The organism is Sulfurimonas sp., from assembly GCF_050296975.1.
In the GTDB taxonomy this organism is placed as follows: domain Bacteria; phylum Campylobacterota; class Campylobacteria; order Campylobacterales; family Sulfurimonadaceae; genus Sulfurimonas.
This window is the reverse complement of the sequence record NZ_JBNKRX010000030.1, coordinates 1-21826: the sequence shown is the minus strand read 5'-3', so window position 1 is coordinate 21826 and position 21826 is coordinate 1. Positions and strand designations below refer to the sequence as shown.

Below are 21826 nucleotides of genomic sequence, written 5' to 3'. Positions count from 1 at the left end.
TTCTAAACTTGAACTTTCTTTAACCATAACATTCCATATGGTTCTATCTCTAATTGCTTTTGTGTATAGAGTTTATGGGTAATAATCTCTAAAAGATTATCATCACTACATTTTGCAAGATCAACACTATTTCGTTGATCTGAAAAGTTATATACCACTATCACATATTCCTCTTTATCACAAGAGAGATGTTTAATAGAAAATATTTGATTTCCTAAATCTAGTACTTCAAAAGTTGAGTAGGGATCAAAAGATTTTTCGTTAATTCGGATAGAGATAAGTTGTTTATATCTTTTAAAAATATTGTTTCGTAAACTATTTTCTTCTAAGAGTTCCTCTTTAATATTATCAAAATTGAGTTTTTCTCTATTGACAGCCCTATTTCTTCGTGTTTTTTTTGCACCTTCATAATAACTTCTCGAACCAACTAAAGAGTGAAAATATATCCCAGGGACTCCTGGCATTGTAAGTGTAACTGCTTGGGATAACATCATTCTTTTCATTCGTAAAGTATCATCTTCATCTGGGTGTGTTAGGATATCTATGTAACTGCAATTTAGTTCATAAGGTGCTTTTTCTTCACCATTTCCCATAGCTCTATAAGAGACTAATCCACCATGATCTATACAAGAATCAACCATAAATTTTATCTCGTTATGATCTAAGATATCACTGACTGCACGTAATCCGACACCATCATGACTTGCAGTAAAGTTAAAGAAACATACCCCATCACTTGGAAGAGTTAATTGTTTTGCCCATTTTGTTAACTTTTTCGTATTTGCTATTAAAATTGCAAATGCAAGAAGTGGTGGTAATGCAAAGTTATACACCATTTGTGCTTCATCGTTTCCTTCACCAAAATACGATACATTCTCATCATGCGGTACATTTGTTTCGGTAATTATAAGTACTTCTGGAGCAACTTCATGTATTACTTGACGCATCAGTTGTATAAGTGTATGTGTTTGAGGCAGATGGACACATGAAGTTCCAATCTCTTTCCAAATAAAAGCAATCGCATCTAAACGTAAAAGAGATGCCCCTTTTTGTACATAAAACAGCAGTACATCCAAAATTCTAAAAAGTACTTTATAGTTCGCAAAATTCAGATCAACCTGATCACGACTAAATGTAGTCCAAATACTTCTTTTCTTCCCTTCATCATCTGTAAATTCACTAAGTAGTGGAGTTGTACGAGGTCTTACAACACTTGAGAGATCAGTTGAAGGATCAAGTTCTATAAAAAACTCTAAATAGTTTGGATTGTTGGCAAGGTATTTGTTAAACCATTCACTTAAATGGCTCATGTGATTAATAACTCCATCAAACATAAGTCTATGATCTTTTCGTAACGCTTCAATATCTCTCCATGAGCCAATTTGAGGACATACACCTTTATAATTTACTATAGAGAAGCCATCATCGCTTGAAAATGGATAAAACGGCAATATATGTACAGTGTTGATATACTCTTCTACATACTCATCTAAAAAACGTTTGAGTGTAGCTAAAGCTGTCTCACCCTCATGAAAGATTTGATCCCCATAGGTAATAAGTATGATATCTTTTTGTGTAAGAACATAGGGTTTAGATTCAATCCTTTTTTTATATTTTTCTATCAACTCCAAAATTTTTTCGTATGCAGCTGTAGCATCCTCTTCGTTATATACAAACTTTAAAGAGTCTTGAATAATTTGAAGTCTTTCTTTTGAGCTATGAAACTTTGGTGACATCTTTTTACTTTATTCCTTTAAACCTTTAATCATCTCTTCTGATATCTCTGGAAGCACTGATCTTACACTAATCCATGCAGAGAGTGATGGAACTCCTAATGGATCATCTAAAAATCCTTCACATGCTTTGTTAAGTGTACGCTCAAAATTTTCCACTACTTCTATCTCTTTTTTTCTATCATATTTTATACCATTTAGTTTAGAAAGTGCATCAAATTTACCAATTGCTTTTCGACTTTCTTGAAAAAAAGTAGCCTCTAGGGTTTTTAGCGATGCTTTTGTAAATATTGTCCCTTGTTGCGACATGATTCGAAAAATAGTTTGCGCAATATCTATAGACATCTTTGCTATCCCACCATCAAGTTCATCCTTTTTTCCTTCACCTTTTAACTCTTGATGTTTATGCTCATAACTTTGCATGATTTCTGTTTGACATATACGCCTTACAGAAGTGTTATCATATACCTCGCTTAGTGTTGATACCTCTAAACCCCATGTAGGTGATATACGAATACCACGTGCCAAAGTACGAATAAAAGCAAATTCACCTGAAAGAGCATAACGAAAACTATCCATATATTCTAAATATCTACTTTGCCCAAATGTGAGTTGTAAAGCTTTAATCAAAGGGGAGTAAAATAAACGTGTAGCACGTCCATGAAGCTTGTCTGTCACTCTTGAGTAGTATCCCTTATTAAACTCATAATCAAGTGCAGGATGCACAATTGGATAAAATAGTTTTGCAGGAATTTCACGTGTATAGTTTACTATGTCACAATCATGTAAAGCAAAAGCATAGGCATTTGGATCAGAGAGTGCATACCCTATCATTGTCCAAACGTTTCTCCCTTTTCCCTTAATATCTAAACTTTGAAAGCCAACATCTGTTATATCGTTATAGAGTTTTTGAATCTCTGGTCCATCATTCCATAATATGTCCACTTCAACATCTAAAACCGACATAATCTCTTTTACTTTTTCGTACTCCTCTTTTGTAGCACGATCAAGCCCTAAGATAATCTTATAGAGATATTTTACCCCTTTGAGTTCATCTATAATAGTTTTCATAGCTGGTGTTTCAAATTCTGAATATAAAGCTGGTAGTAAAAGTACCATATTTCGGCGTTTAGAGAACTTTTCGAGTTCACTCTCTATCTCTTCTAAAGTTCTTTGAGAAACGTTTTGTAGAGTTGTTATGACCCCATTTTGAAAAAAATCTGCCATCTTCTACTCCTTGTTTTGTGGTAATTTTAAGATAAATACAAAATCCATAACATTTGTACCAGTTAGTCCAGGTTGAAACTCACACCCCAGCTTTTTAAAAAAAGTTGCACTATCATTCTCTAACAAATACTTTTTTGGATCAAGTTTTTTTTGCTCTATTTTTTGTAGAGTTTTAACATTCACAAATGCACCTGCGATATCTGAATTTCCATCCATACCATCACTTCCAGCGCAAAGTATAGCTATATCTTTATTTATAGATTTACACTCTGTTAAACGCAGTGCCAACTCACTGTTACGTCCACCTTTACCCTTACCTTTTACTTTTAAAGTTGTTTCTCCACCTATCAAAAGACAAAACGATTCATATTTAGCATCATATTTTTTGATCTCTTTACATGTATAATGTGCTGCTTGTTTAGAGGTAGTGTCTAAAGTTGTTGTCAGTATCTTAACTTTTTGAACATAACTTTGTATATATTTTTTTGCACCTTCTAATGCTATAGAATTGTTTCCTATTACATAATGAGGAAACTTTTCATTTTGCATTAGCGCAGAGCCGATAGTGTTTAAATCATCCCCTATTACATCACTTAAAACGAGTACAAAACCTTTTGCTTTAAAATCTTTAGCTAATTTTCCACCTTTAATTAGTGAGATAGATTTTCGTACACTATTTAAAGCTTTTATATCAACACCAGAGATAAGCAGTGCATCCGATATTTTTTGAAATTCTTCAAAAGTGAGACTAGCCATCGGTTTTTCAATCATTGCTGATGCTCCACCACTTAAAAAAAACAAAAAAAGATCATCTTTTTTCACTTTTTTTATCTCTGCTAAAAGTGCATCAGCACACTGCAATGATTTTTTGGAAACTTTGGGATGGGATGACTGACAAGTTTTTACATAAGAGAGTTTTTTATCTTCTAAAGATACAACCAGTCCACCAGCTATATTTTCTTGTAAAATATTTTCTGCCTCTTTTGCCATTGCATAAGCAGCTTTTCCTACACTAAAAACATAGAGTTTTTTAAAAGAGTTACGTTTGATAGGATTATTAGCGATATAAAGATATTTTTTATCAAGTGAGATGTTTTTTTGAATAATAGTATTTGCTTGGATATTTTTAAGTGCTTTGTAAAAGATATTTTCAAGTAAACTTTTAGAAGACATATTTAAGCACCATCTCATTAAAACCTGCACTTCCCTGATAGCTAGACTTTTTTACATTTTCTACGCTACAGGGGGCGTAGTTGCCTTTGTTGTTTTGTATAACAATTGCTTGATCTACATTTTGAAACATAGGAATATCATTTTCCCCATCCCCAAATCCAAAACTAAAGATTTTCTCTTGAAAAAGCTCTTGAAAAAGTTGCTGTGTTTGTTTAACTGCAACCCCTTTATCCTGATTTTTTGCTATAAGATGGAAAAAACGCCCACCTTTTGTAATCTTCAATCCATTTTGATCTGCTAATTTGGCTAGTTTGGCTATTTTTGAATCATCTTTTATCATAAAAGGTTCTGTAAAATCTCTTTGTTTTGCAAGATGTGCATTTTCATATGCAAGATTTGTATAGTAGATAATTTCGTCAATACTCATATCGCAAAAACCTTTCAAAGCAAACTGATCTTTATATCTCTTGTAAAATGAAACTACTTCATTATATTGTTTTCCAAAAAAGACAACTTTATATCCATCTAACTCGTCTAAAGCATCTAAATTTAACCCTTGATAGCCTTTTGGAATAAACAAAGCAGCACCGTTTTCTGTTATAAACGGTTCTATTATACCAACTTTTTGTTGTAATAGTATAACTTCAGCTTTTGTTTTACTTGTATTAAATATAAGGGGAGTATCTGTTTGTTTTATTTTAGCGAGGGCTTCTTGAGAGGGATCAAATGAGTAATCATCGTGATTTAAAAAGGTACCATCTAAGTCCGTAAAAATCATTTTTTTCATACTTATAGTGTAGTATAATCTTTTTAAATATCCTAGTTTTTACTGTTGAAAAAATGAACAAAGTTTATTTTTTTTGTATAAATTTTTCATGAAGAAGCTTCTTGATAGTATTTATATTAGCTATACTTAATTTATATCCATCATCCATCATTTTATTTACATGAAACACTTCTGTAACGGTAATACCATAAGGGTCTTTTTTCTCTTTAACTACTTTACCCTCATCATTAAAACTATAAAGATATAAATTTTTTCTTGCTGTTTGGATGTAGTATGTTAAAACGATCTCATCTGAATGTTTTTTTTCAATTGCAACTACAACTCTTTGGTCATCTTTATATTTTTGTGACTCGATGCCTAGTATCTCTTTAGCAGATTCTACAGAGATAAATCCTATATAAAATTTATTATAAAGGTCATGATATCTTTGAATTTTTGGATTGTATAAAAATCCCATATCTAAAATATGTTTTTTATGACTTCGAAGTGTTTTGGTGATCCAACTCATTGTATTGTAGTATCTAAATGGATGCAGTTTTAATGTATGTGCCTCGATCATCTTAGATGATTGTATTTTCTCTTTAGGTTGCAGTTTTTGTTTTTTTAGATCAGTAATATAATCAAGTACCTCTTTAGCTGAAAACTCTTTTGTAAACCATACTTTACAATACGATGGGAACTGTTTATAACCAGTTGCACCCTTATTTAAAATAATTAAAGATTTAATATCATAATTTGGAAAAACTATTTCTAAAAGCGCTTTTTTCTTTCTAAGGCGTTTGCGTAATTTAAGTACATTTTTTACTAATGTCATCTCAACAAAATAAAGTTCATTACCTTTTGTGATAAACATCGCATCAAACTCGCTAATTTCACGCGATTTTGTTCTATATACTATTTGCTCTTTTTCACTGATTGAGAGGGTATTGGCATATGCTTTGCACTTATTTTGATGGAAACCTTTGAGGACAAACTTTGTTATATAGTCATTCTCTTCAGCATAGCGGAGTAGCTTTTCATATATGAAATTTTCAAATACCTCCCCTTCAAAAGAGCGATATGAACTCAAATATGAAGGATCATCCTCATCAACACCCTGCTCCATTAAAGAGATCAAGTGTCTAGTATTGTAATCATAATGCAATAAGTTATCAGCGATATCTTCTTTATCTAAGTTCCTAATCGATTCACTAATCTCTAACATTAAGACACCAACTCTGAGTTTTTAAAAAATTCATCAATTACATTACGATACTCTTGAATATCTACAATAGTATTCACTTGATTTCTAAGTGCCGAAGCACCACGATACCCTTTTGAGTATGTATGTGTATGTTTTCTAAACATAGCTACACCATGAGCACCATAAAACTCAATCATCTTGTCAAAATGCTCCATAATGATCTCATGTTTGAGAGAGAGTGCAATATCCTCACTTCCCGTTTTGAGCTGATGAAATATCCACGGTGCACCCACAGCACCACGTCCAATCATTACACCATCTGCACCTGTATGTTCTAGTACCCATTTTGCTTTTTCATACGAGTCTATATCACCATTAGCGATAACAGGAATCTTTACCACTTTTTTAATCTCTGCTATCGCATCATAATCAACTGGAGCTTTAAACTTTCCAGCACGTGTGCGTCCATGTACTGCTAAAAAATCAGCTCCGCTATCTTCTACTATTTTTGCAATATCTACATGATTTTTTTCTTCAAAGCCAAGACGAATTTTTACTGAAGTCATAGATTTGTTTGAAGTATCTTTTATTGTTTTTATAATATCACCCATAAGCGGTAAATTTAAAAGAAGTGAGCTTCCGCTTCCATGCCCTACAACTTTGGGAACTGGGCAACCACAATTTAAGTCAATTATATCAATCCCATCTTGCTCATTTAAAACTTCAACGGCTTGACGCACTATATCTACATCTGCACCTGCTATTTGAACAGAATATGGGTCTTCTAAAGGGGATTTTTGTAACATATGAAGCGTTTTTTGTGAACCATGTGCCAAAGCATTTGAACTTAACATTTCACTTACAGTTAGATCAGCTCCAAATTTTTTCACTACACTTCTAAGGGGTAGATCAGTAAACCCCGCTAAAGGGGCCAATACATAAAGGGGATTTTCAAAAGATAATGTTTGTGGCATTCTACTAATTAAACAAACATATCAATATGGAAGTTTTTACCACACTCTCTTAGTGCACTGTAAGCTCTAAAGTTTAAATATTCATCTTGTGAAGCAACATTTAAAATATCATTTGCAGGAGCTAACATCTCTAAATCGTAAAGAGTGTAAAGATAAGCATCCATTGCTGCCTCATTTTTTTCACTTAATATCTCAAAAAGTTTCATTCTTTGCTCTGGAAGCATTCCGCTTTTTGAAAGAGTTCTAGAGATAGTGATTAGTTTTATTTTATCTAGTTCTAACAAACTCATAAGTTCAATCAGTTTGTCATTTGGAATTTCAAGTCTATTCTCATCAGCATTAATACGAGCAAATAAGAAGTTTAATGCTTTTTCAGACATAAATTTTTTATGTTTTTCAATTTCATCTAGTGATGCAGTTTGTACAAAATCAACATATACCTCTTCACATAATATATCCGCATATTTTGCTGTATTGCCTAAGATAGTTTCAGCTGTTACTATCCCCTTTTTATATTTGTTTCTTTTATTGGCAATAACAAGTTCATTGTTGGATTTAAGCCCATAAGGTTTTAGATCAACAGTTTCACCCATTTTAATTTTGTTTAATAAATCTAAAATAGTATCTATTTTTTCATTGTTTGTCGTTCCTGAAATATCTTTTATAGGAGAAAGTGCAGTATTTTCTAGTAACATTCCAAGAAGTTTATATCTTGGAGTTTTATACTCATTATGTCTCTCCTCCTTTTGTAAATATGCATCACAGATCGCATCAATGATCTTATCGTTATCTTTTTGAAACTTACGATCTCTAAAAGTATGGATAAGTGAGTGAAACCACATGTGTGTAGCACTCGCAATGTACAATACAAATATAGGGACAATAACCAAAAGAGCAATAGCTATAGCTGGTAGCGTAGTTCCAAAGAAGTTGAGTGAAAAACTATCCTGTGAAACATATGCATACACATACCAACCAACTAATGCCATCCATATTAAAGAGGCTATTGTATATCTTTTTATGTACATCATTATTAATCCTTTATTTTTTAGACTTTTCTACTATCTCTCTACAATCTATACAGTAGATAGCATGCGGCTTAACTTTAAGTCTTTGAAAACCTATGTCATCTTCACACATTTCACAGATACCATACTCGCCTTTTGCTATCTTTCTTAAAGCAACCTCTATCTCACCTAGCTCTTTTTGCTGTTGTTGTACGATTGCACTCTCTACCATTGAATTGTTGTTAACTGAAGCGTGATCACCTTCATCATTTAGCTCTAAAGAGTTCAATCCATCAAGTTCGCTATTTACACCATTGATGTTTTTTTGGATTTGTTCTTTACGACTTTGTAATATCTCTTTAAAGAATTCTAACTCACTTGCTTGCACTTGACCTATTTCCCTTTTACTTGTGATATGGATGGTTATTGAGTATACTAAACCCTCTATAAATCTGCTCAAGCAAAACTGCCTTAGCTATTTTATGACTCATAGTTATTTTACCTAAACTTATAACTGCATCACTTTTTTTTAAAAATTCATCTTCAAAGCCATAAGCTCCACCAATGAAAAATTTAATCGACATTTTATCATTTAAAAGCTTACTAAATTCAAAACTATCGATTATTTTGCCATCAGGATGCAATGAAATAGTAAAACCCTTATCCATTAAAGGTTCTAAAACCTTTGTATACGCGCTCTGAGAGGCCTCAGGTGAGATAGTGTGTGCTTTTGTTACATCTTTATTAAAAATTTCTACATCACTCACTTTAGCAAAGCGAGAAATCATTTTTGTGAGCTCTTTATAAAGTGGATCATAGATAGAACGCTCCTTTTTTGCAATAGAAACTATCTCTATATTCATTTAAGTAATCCACTTCCAATCACATGATATGTAACATTGTCAAATTTGTCATTCAAATTCACACCACCAATAGCTCCAACATAATGTTTTGATAGTTTTGCAATAGCATCAAGCTTGTCATCTAAAACATGACAAACATCTTTTTTTGTCGTTGTATCTCTATATGCACCTAAACCTATATAGTTTAAATCCATTTCGTTCGCTTCTAATACTTCTGCTTCATTATGTGTTGAGATACCTAAAATTTTATCTTTTCCAATAACATTACGTAAAATTTTTACCGCTTTTTTTGTATCTAGATCGATTGTATGTAAATCTTCCTGACCCACATGTACACCATCACAAAACTCTATAAGCTCATACGCATCATTCACAATTAAAAAGCCATCATAAAGTTTACGGATTTGGATAAGTTGTTGTTTGATAAGGGAGATATCTGCGGATTTATTTCTATACTGGATGATCTCAGCATTATATGATTTAGCAATCTCTATAAACTTTTCTACAGAGATACCCACTTTATCGAGCATCTCTTGATCACAAAGTGCATATAAACGCAAAAGATGCCTCTAATCTTTTTTCAGTAGTATTAGTAAATCTGAGAGTGTCTTTTTAAGCTCATTTCTATTTACGATCATATCGATAGAACCTTTTTCGAGTAAAAATTCAGCTCTTTGGAAACCATCTGGAAGCTCAGAACCAATAGTTTGCTCAATTACTCTCTGCCCTGCAAAACCAACTAGTGCACCAGGCTCAGCGATAATAATATCACCCAATGTTGCAAACGATGCAGATACCCCACCCATTGTCGGATCAGTTAAAACTGAAATATAAGGAAGGTTATGCTGCCCTAACTTTGCAAGTGCAGCAGAAGTTTTTGACATTTGTAAAAGAGAAAATGTACTCTCTTGCATTCTAGCTCCACCAGAAGCAGAGAAGATGATAAGACCATGATTGTTTTCAATAGCACGATTTACTGCACGAACAATCTTTTCACCTTCAACCGAACCAAGTGAACCGCCCATAAATGCAAAGTCAAATATGATTACTTCAACAGCTACACCGTTCATCTCACAGCTTCCACTAACCACTGAAGATTTTCTTCCCGTTTTTGCAACACCTTCAGCTATACGTTTTGTATAAGGTTTAGAGTCAACAAATTTTAGTGGATCGATTGGTTCAAGGTTAGCATCATGTTCTACAAATGTGCCTTCATCAGCTAAAAGTGCTATACGCTCCTTTACACCTATACGGATATGAAAACCACATTTAGGACATACATAGTTTTGATTTTCAACCTCTTTATAGTACATTAAAGAGTGACAAGATTTACATTTTATCCATTGAGCAGATGCTTCAACTTTTTCAGGTTCTTTTGTCTGTGATGATCTAGTAAAAAGGTTTAATAAATTCAAAAATATATCCTTAAATTATAATAGTTGCGAATTATAACAAATTTATACTTAATAACTGAAATTTATATAAAGGAAGTTTACAAAAATGTATATCTCCAAAAATGGAGATATATTTAGTTTAAAAGAGATTCTACGATGCTACGTGCTGCTTCACGACCATCGTAAGCAGCAGTTACAACAAGATCAGCTCCACGGAAACAATCTCCTCCAGCAAAGACACCAGATGTTGTTGTTTCATGCGTTTCATCATTGATAATGATTCCGCCCCAAGAGTTTGTTTCGATCCCATTTTCTGCTAAAAATGATGGAACAACTGGATCAAAACCTAAAGACATGATAATTACATCTGCATTTACACGGTATTCGCTCCCTTTTAGCTCTTCCATTCTTTGACGACCAGATGCGTCTTTTACACCAAGAGAAGTTTTTATAACCTCTACAGCAATAGCTTTGCCACTATCATTTACAATGATCTCTTTTGGTGAAACTTGGAATGCAAAATCTACACCCTCTTCTACAGCGTTTTTATACTCTTTTTTACTTCCTGGCATATTGTGCTCATCACGACGATACAAACATGTAACAGACTTTGCACCCTCACGTTTTGCAGTACGTAAACAATCCATTGCAGTGTCTCCACCACCAATTACCACAACATTTAAGTCTTTAAAGTCAAACTTTTTATCATACGCAGCATTAAAGTTTTTCTTTTGAATATTTGTCAAGTAATCCATAGCAGCATATACATTTGGTGCTTTTTCACCAGCAATCTTTGCATTTTTCGCCTTTGTTGCACCAATCCCTATAAACATAGCATCATGATTATTAGCGATCTCTTCAAAAGTGATATCTTTACCCACTTCACAGTTTAAAACTAATTCTAAACCAGCTTCTTGAAGTAGTTTTACACGACGCTCAACTATCTTTTTATCGAGTTTAAAATTCGGTATACCATATGTCAAAAGTCCACCAGCACGATCAGCTTTTTCATACATAGTGACTGCAATTCCTGAGCGAAGCAGATATGTTGCAGCAGAAAGACCAGCAGGACCACTTCCAATAACTGCTACTTTTTTATCTGTTATGATTCCTGGAAAATCTGGTTTAAATCCAGCTTTAAACCCCTCTTCATTGATATGTGTTTCAACAGAACCGATGGTAATTGCACCATGACCATCATTCAGTGTACAATCACCCTCACAAAGTCTATCATGTGGGCAAACACGCCCCATAACTTCTGGGAATGGAGATGGTTCATTTGAAAGTTTAAATGCAAACTCTAAATCTTTTTCACTTACAGCTTTTAACCATTGTGGAATGTAATTATGTAATGGACATTTATTTAAACAATACGGATCACCACATTGGATACATCTATCACTTTGACTCGTTGCATCATTAGTACTGAAAACTTCGTAAATCTCTTTAAAATCTTTTGTTCTCTCAACTACTAATCTTTTTGTAGGATCAAGTCTTTCAACTGATAAAAATTCTCTCATATTAATCTCCATTCTCTAAGTTAAGAGGAAGTTTTGTTAAGTTTTTTGGTTTTACTAACCAGAAGTTTCTCACTTCAACTCTAAAACTTTCTAAAATTGCTTTTGCTTTCTCACTTGCTGTTTCTACTACGTAATCTTTGAGTAAACGTTTAAGGTAATGTCTTGCCTCATCTCCTTCATCTGTATCGATTCTTACAGCTTCAACAAGTTCATGATTTACATTTTCTATAAACTGATGCTCTTCATCATAAACAAATGCAACACCACCTGTCATACCAGCACCAAAGTTGATACCAGTTTTGCCAAGAATAGTGATAACCCCACCAGTCATATATTCACAAGCATTATCCCCAGTACCCTCAACTATAGCTAAAGCCCCAGAATTTCTAACTGCAAAACGCTCCCCTACACTTCCAGAGATATAAAGTTTTCCACCAGTAGCGCCATATAAACATGTATTTCCACCAGCACCAAATGCTTCACCTTCATTTTTAGAAGTGATGATGATTTTACCGCCATGCATCCCTTTACCAATGTAATCATTTGCTACACCTTGAAGATAGATAGACACACCATTATTTAAAAATGCTCCAAGCGCTTGACCAGCAACACCGTTAAGGTTTAGTTTAATCGTATCAGGTTTAAGCCCTTCATCCCCATAATACTCAGCAATTTCTCCAGAGATGAGTGTTCCAAAACTTCTATTGATATTTGTTATCTCTGTATCTATTTTAATTGGATGTTCTGGATGTTTGATCGCATCTCTTACTTGTTTTAAGATATCTTTTTCAAAACTATTATCATCAAATGGTGGATTCGTTGGTTGTTGACAAGTATTTACACCCTCTTCTTGATGCAGTACTGCTGAGAAGTCAAATTTTTGTGCAAATTTATCCTCTTTTACTTTAAGCAAGTCTACACGACCAATCATCTCCTCCATAGTTTTAAAACCAAGTTCAGCCATAATAGCGCGGATATCCTCAGCAAGAAGTGTAAAATAATTAATAACCTCTTCAACTTTCCCTTTAAAGAACTCTGAACGAAGTTTTTCGTTTTGTGTTGCAATACCAACTGAACATTTATTTACATGACAGATACGAAGCATTTTACAACCAATAATCGCTAAAACACCTGTACCAAATGCATAAGACTCAGCACCAAGAAGTGCAGCTTTTACAACATCTAAACCAGTTTTAAGTCCACCATCAGTTTGAACTTCAACTAAACCACGTAAATTATTTGCTTTCAAAGCATTATGAGCTTCTGAAAGACCTAACTCCCAAGGATTCCCTGCAAACTTAATTGATGTCAGTGGAGCTGCCCCTGTACCACCATCACCACCAGAGATAATGATCTTGTCCGCATATGCTTTGGCTACACCTGCTGCAATTGTTCCAACACCGATAGTTGAAACAAGTTTTACCGCTATTCTAGCTTTTGGATTTGCTTGTTTTAGATCGAAAATCAACTGTGCTAAATCTTCGATCGAGTATATATCGTGGTGTGGTGGAGGTGAAATAAGTGTAACACCAGGAACAGTATGGCGAAGTTTGGCGATAAGTCCAGTTACTTTATGACCTGGTAACTGACCACCTTCACCTGGTTTTGCACCCTGCGCAACTTTGATCTGAATCTCTTCTGCACTTCTTAAATACTCAGGAGTTACCCCAAAACGTCCAGATGCAACTTGTTTGATTTTAGAAACCTTATTTGTTCCATATCGTGCTTTGTCTTCACCACCCTCACCAGAGTTAGATTGACCACCGATAGTGTTCATAGCTTGTGCAAGTGTCTCATGAGCTTCTGGTGAGATTGAACCAAGACTCATTGCAGCTGAAACGAAACGTTTAAATATTGCCTCTTTTGGCTCAACTTCAGAGATATCAATCGCTTCTCTATCAGATTTTAATTCAAAGAAATCACGAATAAATTTCAGACCACGTTTATTTACAAGTGTTTTTAGCTTTTCAAAATCTTCAGTTTTTCCACTATGCACTGCTGCATGTATAGCATGGATAACTGCTGGACCAAAATCATGGTGTTCTTGACCTGTATAAAACTTGTAAAATCCTCCGATGTTCAGTGGGAAAATTTTCTTGAAACCACCATCTTTAAATGCTGATTTATGAAATTTTTCAACTCTAGCATCAATATCTTCATACGTTAAACCAGGAATTGCAACATTTGAAGTTTCAAAACACTCTTCAACGATCTCAGTTGAAAGCCCCATAACATCAAATAACCCAGAGTTTCTATACGATGCAATTGTAGCAATACCCATTTTTGACATAATTTTAAGTAGACCACCATTAAGTGCTGAATGCACAGCTTTAAAAGCATCTGCTTGTTCAATATCTTTGTTTTTATTACGAGTTAATTGATCTGAAACTGTAGCAAAAAGTAAGTTTGGATATACAGCACTTGCACCATAACCAAGAAGTACCGCAGATGAGTGAGAATCTGTAATCTCACCAGATACAGCGACAATTGAAACTAAATGACGGATTTTTGCTTTTAAAAGAGCAAAGTTTACACGCCCTACTGCCATTGCCATTGGAATGATTTTATTGTTTTCATTAAACTCTGCATCATCAAGTATGACAATTCTAGTACCCTCATTTTTCACAGAATCTATAATAGTATCAACTAAAGTTTGTAAAGCACCTCTGAGTGCCCCTGTATATGCAGTTGAAAAAGTTTTATTTTTATAAAAACTTTGGAAACTTGGAGATTTTTCATCACCAAAAGATTTTAATACTTCAAGTTTTTCGGCTGTAATAATTGGTGAAATAGATTTTAATCTATGTGCATGAGATGGTATCTCATTTAAGATATTGTGAATTTCACCAAACCCAGTATTTAAACTCATAACCACTTTTTCACGGATTGGATCAATCGGTGGGTTTGTTACTTGAGCAAATTTTTGTTTGAAAAAGTCTGTAAAGTTTCTCTGTTTTTCAGAAAAAGCTGCAAGTGGAGTATCATCACCCATAGAACCAACAGCTTCTTTACCCTCTTTCATCATAGGCTCTATTACTTGCTCAATCAACTCTTGTGTGATATTGAAAAACTTTTGTTTTTTAATAAGCTCTTCACTCTCAATAATTTCAACATTTGCATATTGATCTTCAACATGTTCTTGAAGATAAATCATATGCTCGTTTAGCCATTTCATATATGGATTTGAAGATTTTAGATAGTTATCAATATCATCACTTTTAAGTAATTTTCCATATTTAAGATCAAGTCCGATCATTTGACCAGATTGTAAACGACCACGCTCCTTGATCTCCTCTTCTGCAATATCAATAACACCATATTCTGAAGCGATAAGTAAGTTGTCATCTTTTGTAACGATATATTTTGATGGACGAAGACCATTACGATCAAGTGCACAACCAATATAGCGACCATCAGTTACAGAAAATGCCGCAGGACCATCCCATGCTTCAAATACAGTTGAGTGATACTCATAAAATGCACGAAGTTCAGGGTCCATATGTGGAGCATTTTGCCAAGCTGATGGGATAACTGCACGAACAGCTTTAAAAAAGTCCATACCATTAACAAGTAAAAACTCTAAAAAGTTATCTGCACTAGCACTATCTGAAGAACCTTTTTGCAAGATAGGGAGTAATCTTTGAATCTCTTCATTACTAAAAACTTCTGAAGTGATAGATTCTGATTTAATTTCAACATTTATACGATTTCCTTCTACAGAGTTGATCTCACCATTATGTGCTACAGCGCGAAAAGGTTGTGCTAAACGCCATTCAGGAAGTGTGTTTGTAGAAAATCTTTGGTGAAAAAGTGAAAATGAAATTTTAAAAGCTTCATCTGTCAAATCTTTATAAAACTCTTTGATATGCGTCGGCATAACAAGACCTTTATATGATAAAACTTTTGAACTCATAGATGCTATATAAAAATTTCTATCATCAATGAGTTTATGCTCTACCTCTTTACGAGAAAGATATAAAAGAGCGTCAAATCTATTTGTTGCCATTATTGAATTTGGAACGATAAAAAGTTGTACTATATTTGGTAATGACTCTAATGCCTGTTCACCTAAAGCTTGTGTATTTACAGGTACTTCACGACGAAGAACAACTTTTAAATCATTTGCTAAACAAACATCTTCTACTACATCTAAATGTTTTAAATCTTTTGTAAAGACAGATGCTACTGCAAACTGTTTTGGTAACTCTACACCATTTTTATCTGCTTCTTTTCGGATAAACTCCTCTGGCATAGAAAGTAAAAGTCCACTTCCATCTCCAGTTTTTCCATCAGCTGCTACTGCACCACGGTGCATCATACGCTCTAAAGCTGTAATTGCATCATTTAAAACTTTACGTGATGGTTTGTTTTTTATGTTCGCAACAAGACCAAATCCACAATTATCTTTAAATGATCGTAATAAATCATGATGTTTTACCATTTTTACTCCAAAATTCTTAAATTTTACACAAAAAAGTATAAATTTAATCTCTTTTTAAGAAAGATTATCTTATTTAGAGATTTAAGCTTTATATTGTACTGAATTATTGATTAAAATTTTATTATAAATGGAATAATTTTTGTATAATTTTAAAAATATGTAGCGTTAGGAAGCAGTTTATGCAAGGTTTTATCATAAATCTTAATCGTGTTAAAGAGGAAGATTTAATAGTTACTATAATATCTAAATCAAGCTTAGACACCCTTTATAGATTTTATGGTGCACGTCATGGATCTATCAATATTGGTTTTAAAATTGATTATGAGGTTGAAGGCTCATCCAAATCTACTATTTCGAGACTTAAAGACGTTATCCATATAGGTTATAAATGGATCAATAATCACAAAAAATTGCATCTATGGCAACAGTTTACATCGCTCTTTTACCAACATCTCAGTGAAGCTGAAGAACTAAGCTCTTTTTACTTCGATCTTCTAGAAGAAGCCTCTTTAGCATGGGATAAACAAAATCCAAAAAGAATTGCTATAGAACTTTATATAAAGCTACTTGAATTTGAAGGACGTTTACATCATCAACAAATATGTTTTTTATGCTCACAAAAAATCGATGAAGATCCATCTGTAATTCGAGCATTTTTACCTACACATTTTCACTGTAATAAAACAATAACTATAAATAAAAAAGGGCTTCAAGAACTTTATACAAATAAAAACTCTTTATTTTTAAATGATAAAGAGATAGATAGACTTTGGAATGTTTTACTAGAGGGGTTATAAAGCTTTATAAAAATTTCCATTTATTTGAGTCTTTTCTATCAGGTAACATCGAAACTTTTGAAAAAGCTCCCTATCAATCTCTTTATAATTATCCCAAAAATCATCTAACTTCATATCTTTTGAAGTAAGCCCTTCTATATCATAAAAACTTCTTCCCATACAAATCACTGGTGTATTATGATAAAGCGAGGAAATACCTACAGTTGAGTTAATAGTGATAGTAGCTATTGCATTTTGTAATAGTGTTGGTAAATGTAAGTCATACACTACTTTTACTCTTTTTTCGCAGTTTAATGTTTCTGCGTGTAACATAACAAAGTGTTTATAATTTCTCTTCCCACGATCCATTGGATGATGTTTAACAACCAAATAAGTATCTTTTGGAGCGTTATGTGCAAATGACTCTAAAACTTCTAATATAAACTCTTCTATAGAGTTATAATCAGAATGCTTGATAATTTGAAAATCTTCAAAAGTTTGGAGTGCAACAAAATAGTATTTTTTAGATACTGTTGTCTTATAAAATTGTTCTTGATTCCACTCTAATACTTTATACAAATATTTTCTAAAAAAATTTCTCCATCCATATAAATGTTCATGAAAACTTGAAAAACTTCTATGATGCTGATAATATGGATAACGAAAAAAGAAAAGATTAGATATAAAATAATATGCACTCGCTTGTTTCGCCATTTTCAAATATGTATTACCGATATGTAGCACATTTTTCTTATTGCACATTTTTGTTTCATTGTAACCTAAAGCATCATAAAACTGTCGTTCTCTTGGTATTGAAGAATTGTCATTCACACCATTTTCTTCCAAAGTTATAAAATCTGGACGAATGTACCCTTCTTCAAAAACAAAAGCTCTTATATTCATTTTTTTAGCTATGTTTATTGCTTGACTTTGGTAAAAACGGCAATCTCCAAAAACAAAAATCATATCAATTTCATGTGTAGCATAAAACTCAGAGATAAAACTTTCCCACTCTTCTATACGCCCTTTAAATGGAGTAAAATGATTAACATCGGCAAAAAACTCATCACCAGCATTGAGCCCTATACGAAAAGTTTTAGCTCCATGGTCCATAAATTTATGATCTAAAGTATTAAAAAAATCTCCCATAGGACCTTGCAAAAGAAGAATATTCTTTCCTTTTACATCACCAATTATTTCAAATATTTGCAATTCTACGCCACCATCGATAAAAGTTTTTGCAAAATTCTACTACAAAAATTATAAACTGTAAACTTAATGCGTAAATATTGTGAGTTTTTTAGTGCATCTTTTTGCTTTTTTAACTCTTTTATCACTTCTTCAACCTCACATAACTCTTTGTTTTTTGGAGAAATATATCTAGGGTATAATAAATATGTTGTAGCAATCAACTCCTCTAACATTAACTTTTTTGTTCTTCGCTCACACTTTTGTTCATCAATAGTAAGTCCCCATCCAGCATAAAATGGTAGACCATATGTAAAAACTTTTTTTCCATAGACTAGTCCTTCAAAACCAGTTAAAGAAGTTAGAGTATGCACTTCATCAACGGCTTCAAGCACACTAGCCATTGAAACATCGCTTACTATCTCATCACAATACTTTAAAGCCTCATCATTAGAAATATTCCCTATCCTATTTCCACTCAACACATCTGGGTGTGGTTTAAATACTATGTATCTATCTGGATATTTTTGTTTGACAGCTTGTAGAAGTTCTAAATTTGTCTTTCCATTTGCACCATATTGTATAGAAGCATCATCCTCTACTTGACCAGTGACAAGTGCTATAGTTTTATCTTTTGGAAAATTTAGAGATTTTATAGCATCAAAGTTGTATTTTGAAAGTTTATTTTTAATGATCTCATTTTGCATGTTTTTGGCACGTTCTAGCAACTCTTTGTTACTTGAGAAATCATAGTTTTGTAGTAAGTTTTCAAGATCACTTTCTACAGTTGGGTCAAAATATATTCCACGAGTATCAATCACTTGAGAGTAAGGCTGTGTTAAATCAGAACCAAGTCCTACTGAGCGTATAAATCCATCTTCAACACGAAAAATTTTTATATTGTTGTTTTGTGCGAACTCCTCAACTTCAGGAAAACTTTTTCTTCCCCAAAAATATATATGTGACTCATTTTTAAGCCCTTTTTTACGAGCAAGATTTAAAGGTGTTGACCAGAGAGGATTTATAAAATGTATGTTATGTGGTTCGTATTCAGAAAAAAAAGGTCTCATAAAACTGTGTTTCCATCTTGAAAAACCAAAAAAGTAAGATTTTGTAGCTATTTTTTTAATTGTATCCCCTCACTTTTAAATTATGCAAATTGTAACATAATTCAAACAAGAGAATGGAAATACAGTGCCTATTTTTTACAAACGCTTGCAGTTAAATCACTTTTATTTTCAGCAATAGTTTTTTCACCTATCCCTTTTACATTTTGCAATGCATCTATATTTTTGAAACAACCATGTGTTTGTCTATACATAACAATAGCTTTAGCCTTTTTCTCACCTACACCTTTTAAAGATGCTAAAGAGTCAGCATTTGCAGTGTTAATATCCACACTTGCAAAACCCAAACCAAATACTAAACAAAGAGACCATAAAAACTTCATATAAAACTCCTAAAAATAAAATTTAACATTATTATAGTATTTTATGTTAAATAAAGAGTTAATATATCTTTTGATTTCGTTGATGATATACAATAGTTTCTATAGTATCAAATATATCGCTTGGTTTGTTTGTGTATGGGTTGTAATAATGTGTGTAGAGTATATATGCTGCAGCGAAAATTTCCGCTACACTCAACACTCTTTTTCTGCGATTACAACTACTTCGATCATCTGTAACACCCCACCCTGCATAAAATGGCATTCCAAAACAAACACATTCACATTCAACTAACAATGCTTCAAATCCCATACCAGATGTTTTGGTATAGACTTTATCAAAATGTTTTAACAATGAGATAGAATTTATATTTTCTGTGATTACATGTACACGGGAGTCTAAATTCTCAACATTTATATCTGACTTTTTTTTCCCACTTAATACATCGGGATGCATCTTAAGGTATATAGTGGCTTGTGGATTTTCTTCGATAGCAGTATGAATCATATCTTCTGTCGTAAAAGGCTCTAACATCCCATACTTCAAAGAAGAATCACCAGCAGTTTGTGCAATCACAAGAACTCTTTGTTCATCTTCTTTAGAAAAATAATCTTCAGATACCTTTGTAGCATTATTATATTTAGAAATGTTATATTTTTTTATAAGTTCTATTGCCAGAGTGGCATTTTTTACCAACTGAGCATTACTAGAAAAATCATAGCTGTTTAAAATATTTTCAAGTTTACTTGGAACTGTGGCATCATAGTAGATTCCAATATTATCTTCCACAAAACTAAAAGAAGGCGAATCATCTACTCCTAAACCTAGTGAGCGAATAAAACCATCTTCTTGCAATGTCAAACTACCACCAAATCTATTGTAACACCACTGCGCAAAAAGACCTGTATTTTTTCTCCCCCAACCTTTAAAATCTTTTGATGTAAAAAGTTGAATAATATTATAAATATATCCAGACATATTCATTTTTTTAAAGTTCATACAAGATTATACTTTACTTTTATATCTAGTTGTGAGAAGAATTTTAAAAAATATATTTATCCTTATCAAAATATCTCTTTTAATTAATGAAAATTTTAATAAAGAAAAATAGATGTTGAATCTATTTCCACGAAAATTCAAATAATTTAAATAAGTTTCTAGAATCTTTTTATCATTACTCTCTACATCTTGTAGTAGTTGAGTTAAAAAAAATTTTCTAGTTGTTTCAATATTTGGTAGCTTTATATTTCGATTGAAAAAAATAGATTGTTGTTTTTGTAAAGTTTTTTTAGAATTACTTATATTGTATGTATGAATTCTATATTTTACGAGTGGATCATATATTGTTCTTCGTATACCAAACAATTCATTATTTACAGAGACCCAATAATCATGTAAATCAAGTTTTTCTGGGAATGGTAATACTAATGCTTTTAATTTCTCATTAAATAACATTGTATTACCCATCACTCCATTAGGTCCTAAAATATGCCCAAGATCTTTATTCTGTTTAAGCTTATATGATCGATATTCAAAATAAGATTTTTCTAAAATATTATTGTTCTCATCTATCATTTTTAAATCACTATGGACCATACATGGCGTATCTTTATGAGCGTTTTCTAATACAAGCATCTCTTTTATTTGAAGTTCAAGTTTGTTTTTAAACCAGATATCATCTTGATCACAAAACGCTATGTATTTTTCCTGAGAAAAGTTTAAAAGTTTTTCAAAATTTTTTACATAACCTAAATTATGCTCATTTTTGAAAAGCATTATTTGCTTTGGATATTCTTTTTGATATTTTTGTAAAATTGAAAAGGTTGTGTCTACTGAATTATCATCACAAATATATATTTTGATATTTGTATATGTTTGTTCAAAAATAGAATCCAACTGCTGTTTTAAAAATTTCTCCCCATTATATGTGGCAAGTAAAACAGCTATAGTTGGTTCAGTATTCATTACTTTTTATACTTCTTCAAATACCAATCAACAGTAAGAACAATTCCACTGTCAAAGTTCTCATCCGCTTTCCAACCAAGCTCATTTTCCAGTTTTGTAGCATCAATAGCATAACGTCTGTCATGTCCAGCTCTATCTTCAACGAAA

At 32.6% G+C, this 21826-nt stretch carries 19 protein-coding genes and 1 pseudogene; 1 reads left to right on the top strand and 19 read right to left on the bottom strand.

All coding sequences use genetic code 11. The features are described from left to right. Window positions 1-2 precede the first annotated feature (2 nt). From ACQY56_RS08650 to gltB, 13 genes are all read right to left on the bottom strand, one after another. On the bottom strand, window positions 3-1736 hold the full coding sequence (locus ACQY56_RS08650; RefSeq protein ID WP_428738909.1) for an alpha-amylase family glycosyl hydrolase: 1734 nt from the start codon (window positions 1734-1736) through the stop codon (window positions 3-5). Window positions 1737-1745: 9 nt separating this feature from the next. Further along, complete coding sequence (locus ACQY56_RS08645; RefSeq protein WP_428738910.1) at window positions 1746-2960, bottom strand: glycosyl transferase; 1215 nt, start codon at window positions 2958-2960, stop codon at window positions 1746-1748. A 3-nt stretch (window positions 2961-2963) separates the two neighbouring features. Next, window positions 2964-4133 (bottom strand): glycerate kinase type-2 family protein, encoded by a 1170-nt coding sequence (locus tag ACQY56_RS08640; protein WP_428738911.1) that lies wholly within the window; start codon window positions 4131-4133, stop codon window positions 2964-2966. Next, a complete protein-coding gene (locus ACQY56_RS08635) occupies window positions 4123-4920 on the bottom strand; it encodes an HAD-IIB family hydrolase (RefSeq protein ID WP_428738912.1) in 798 nt (265 codons plus the stop codon). Before ACQY56_RS08635 ends, ACQY56_RS08640 begins: the two co-directional genes overlap by 11 nt. Window positions 4921-4984: 64 nt before the next feature. Continuing rightward, window positions 4985-6124 carry a hypothetical protein gene (locus tag ACQY56_RS08630; protein ID WP_428738913.1) on the bottom strand — a complete coding sequence of 380 codons (1140 nt, stop codon included), beginning with the start codon at window positions 6122-6124 and terminating at the stop codon, window positions 4985-4987. Continuing rightward, window positions 6124-7077, bottom strand: coding sequence for a tRNA dihydrouridine synthase DusB (gene dusB / locus ACQY56_RS08625; RefSeq protein WP_428738914.1), 954 nt, complete (start codon window positions 7075-7077; stop codon window positions 6124-6126). Before dusB ends, ACQY56_RS08630 begins: the two co-directional genes overlap by 1 nt. Before the next feature lie 8 nt (window positions 7078-7085). After that, on the bottom strand, window positions 7086-8108 hold the full coding sequence (locus ACQY56_RS08620) for a hypothetical protein (protein ID WP_428738915.1): 1023 nt from the start codon (window positions 8106-8108) through the stop codon (window positions 7086-7088). A gap of 10 nt (window positions 8109-8118) precedes the next feature. After that, the gene (gene dksA / locus ACQY56_RS08615; protein ID WP_428738916.1) at window positions 8119-8472 is read right to left on the bottom strand and encodes an RNA polymerase-binding protein DksA; all 354 of its coding nucleotides are present in this window, start codon (window positions 8470-8472) and stop codon (window positions 8119-8121) included. Window positions 8473-8488: 16 nt separating this feature from the next. Next, entirely contained in the window at window positions 8489-8947 is a 459-nt protein-coding gene (locus ACQY56_RS08610; RefSeq protein WP_428738917.1) for a 23S rRNA (pseudouridine(1915)-N(3))-methyltransferase RlmH, read from the bottom strand. Then, a complete protein-coding gene (locus tag ACQY56_RS08605) occupies window positions 8944-9507 on the bottom strand; it encodes a thiamine phosphate synthase (protein ID WP_428738918.1) in 564 nt (187 codons plus the stop codon). Before ACQY56_RS08605 ends, ACQY56_RS08610 begins: the two co-directional genes overlap by 4 nt. A 9-nt stretch (window positions 9508-9516) precedes the next feature. Then, on the bottom strand, window positions 9517-10362 hold the full coding sequence (accD, locus tag ACQY56_RS08600; protein WP_428738919.1) for an acetyl-CoA carboxylase, carboxyltransferase subunit beta: 846 nt from the start codon (window positions 10360-10362) through the stop codon (window positions 9517-9519). A 113-nt stretch (window positions 10363-10475) separates the two neighbouring features. Then, a complete protein-coding gene (locus ACQY56_RS08595; protein ID WP_428738920.1) occupies window positions 10476-11861 on the bottom strand; it encodes a glutamate synthase subunit beta in 1386 nt (461 codons plus the stop codon). Between the two features lies 1 nt (window position 11862). Next, a complete protein-coding gene (gene gltB, locus ACQY56_RS08590) occupies window positions 11863-16302 on the bottom strand; it encodes a glutamate synthase large subunit (RefSeq protein ID WP_428738921.1) in 4440 nt (1479 codons plus the stop codon). 179 nt (window positions 16303-16481) lie between these two features. Here gltB and recO point away from each other — a divergent pair, with 179 nt between their 5' ends. Continuing rightward, window positions 16482-17099: a recombination protein RecO gene (gene recO / locus ACQY56_RS08585; RefSeq protein ID WP_428738922.1), complete on the top strand. Its 618-nt coding sequence runs from the start codon at window positions 16482-16484 to the stop codon at window positions 17097-17099. Here the strand turns inward: recO and ACQY56_RS08580 are convergent. The 6 genes and pseudogenes from ACQY56_RS08580 to ACQY56_RS08555 form a co-directional block, all read right to left on the bottom strand. Beyond that, on the bottom strand, window positions 17094-18290 hold the full coding sequence (locus tag ACQY56_RS08580; RefSeq protein WP_428738923.1) for a capsule biosynthesis protein: 1197 nt from the start codon (window positions 18288-18290) through the stop codon (window positions 17094-17096). The two genes, recO and ACQY56_RS08580, sit on opposite strands and share 6 nt — an antisense overlap. 2 nt (window positions 18291-18292) lie before the next feature. After that, window positions 18293-19336 carry a hypothetical protein gene (locus ACQY56_RS08575; protein WP_428738924.1) on the bottom strand — a complete coding sequence of 348 codons (1044 nt, stop codon included), beginning with the start codon at window positions 19334-19336 and terminating at the stop codon, window positions 18293-18295. 128 nt (window positions 19337-19464) lie between these two features. After that, the gene (locus tag ACQY56_RS08570; RefSeq protein ID WP_428738925.1) at window positions 19465-19716 is read right to left on the bottom strand and encodes a ComEA family DNA-binding protein; all 252 of its coding nucleotides are present in this window, start codon (window positions 19714-19716) and stop codon (window positions 19465-19467) included. A 58-nt stretch (window positions 19717-19774) separates the two neighbouring features. Further along, complete coding sequence (locus tag ACQY56_RS08565) at window positions 19775-20713, bottom strand: hypothetical protein (protein WP_428738926.1); 939 nt, start codon at window positions 20711-20713, stop codon at window positions 19775-19777. 6 nt (window positions 20714-20719) lie between these two features. Beyond that, window positions 20720-21679, bottom strand: coding sequence for a glycosyltransferase family 2 protein (locus tag ACQY56_RS08560; RefSeq protein ID WP_428738927.1), 960 nt, complete (start codon window positions 21677-21679; stop codon window positions 20720-20722). Then, window positions 21679-21826: pseudogene (locus tag ACQY56_RS08555) on the bottom strand (dTDP-glucose 4,6-dehydratase); the annotation flags it as partial. The gene ACQY56_RS08560 and the pseudogene ACQY56_RS08555, both read right to left, overlap by 1 nt.

Coding starts and splice junctions, on each gene's coding strand:
- ACQY56_RS08650 (WP_428738909.1), bottom strand. CDS start 1,736: ATGTCACCAAAGTTTCATAGCTCAAAAGAAAGACTTCAAATTATTCAA.
- ACQY56_RS08645 (WP_428738910.1), bottom strand. CDS start 2,960: ATGGCAGATTTTTTTCAAAATGGGGTCATAACAACTCTACAAAACGTT.
- ACQY56_RS08640 (WP_428738911.1), bottom strand. CDS start 4,133: ATGTCTTCTAAAAGTTTACTTGAAAATATCTTTTACAAAGCACTTAAA.
- ACQY56_RS08635 (WP_428738912.1), bottom strand. CDS start 4,920: ATGAAAAAAATGATTTTTACGGACTTAGATGGTACCTTTTTAAATCAC.
- ACQY56_RS08630 (WP_428738913.1), bottom strand. CDS start 6,124: ATGTTAGAGATTAGTGAATCGATTAGGAACTTAGATAAAGAAGATATC.
- dusB (WP_428738914.1), bottom strand. CDS start 7,077: ATGCCACAAACATTATCTTTTGAAAATCCCCTTTATGTATTGGCCCCT.
- ACQY56_RS08620 (WP_428738915.1), bottom strand. CDS start 8,108: ATGATGTACATAAAAAGATATACAATAGCCTCTTTAATATGGATGGCA.
- ACQY56_RS08610 (WP_428738917.1), bottom strand. CDS start 8,947: ATGAATATAGAGATAGTTTCTATTGCAAAAAAGGAGCGTTCTATCTAT.
- ACQY56_RS08595 (WP_428738920.1), bottom strand. CDS start 11,861: ATGAGAGAATTTTTATCAGTTGAAAGACTTGATCCTACAAAAAGATTA.
- gltB (WP_428738921.1), bottom strand. CDS start 16,302: ATGGTAAAACATCATGATTTATTACGATCATTTAAAGATAATTGTGGA.
- recO (WP_428738922.1), top strand. CDS start 16,482: ATGCAAGGTTTTATCATAAATCTTAATCGTGTTAAAGAGGAAGATTTA.
- ACQY56_RS08575 (WP_428738924.1), bottom strand. CDS start 19,336: ATGAGACCTTTTTTTTCTGAATACGAACCACATAACATACATTTTATA.
- ACQY56_RS08570 (WP_428738925.1), bottom strand. CDS start 19,716: ATGAAGTTTTTATGGTCTCTTTGTTTAGTATTTGGTTTGGGTTTTGCA.
- ACQY56_RS08565 (WP_428738926.1), bottom strand. CDS start 20,713: ATGAACTTTAAAAAAATGAATATGTCTGGATATATTTATAATATTATT.
- ACQY56_RS08560 (WP_428738927.1), bottom strand. CDS start 21,679: ATGAATACTGAACCAACTATAGCTGTTTTACTTGCCACATATAATGGG.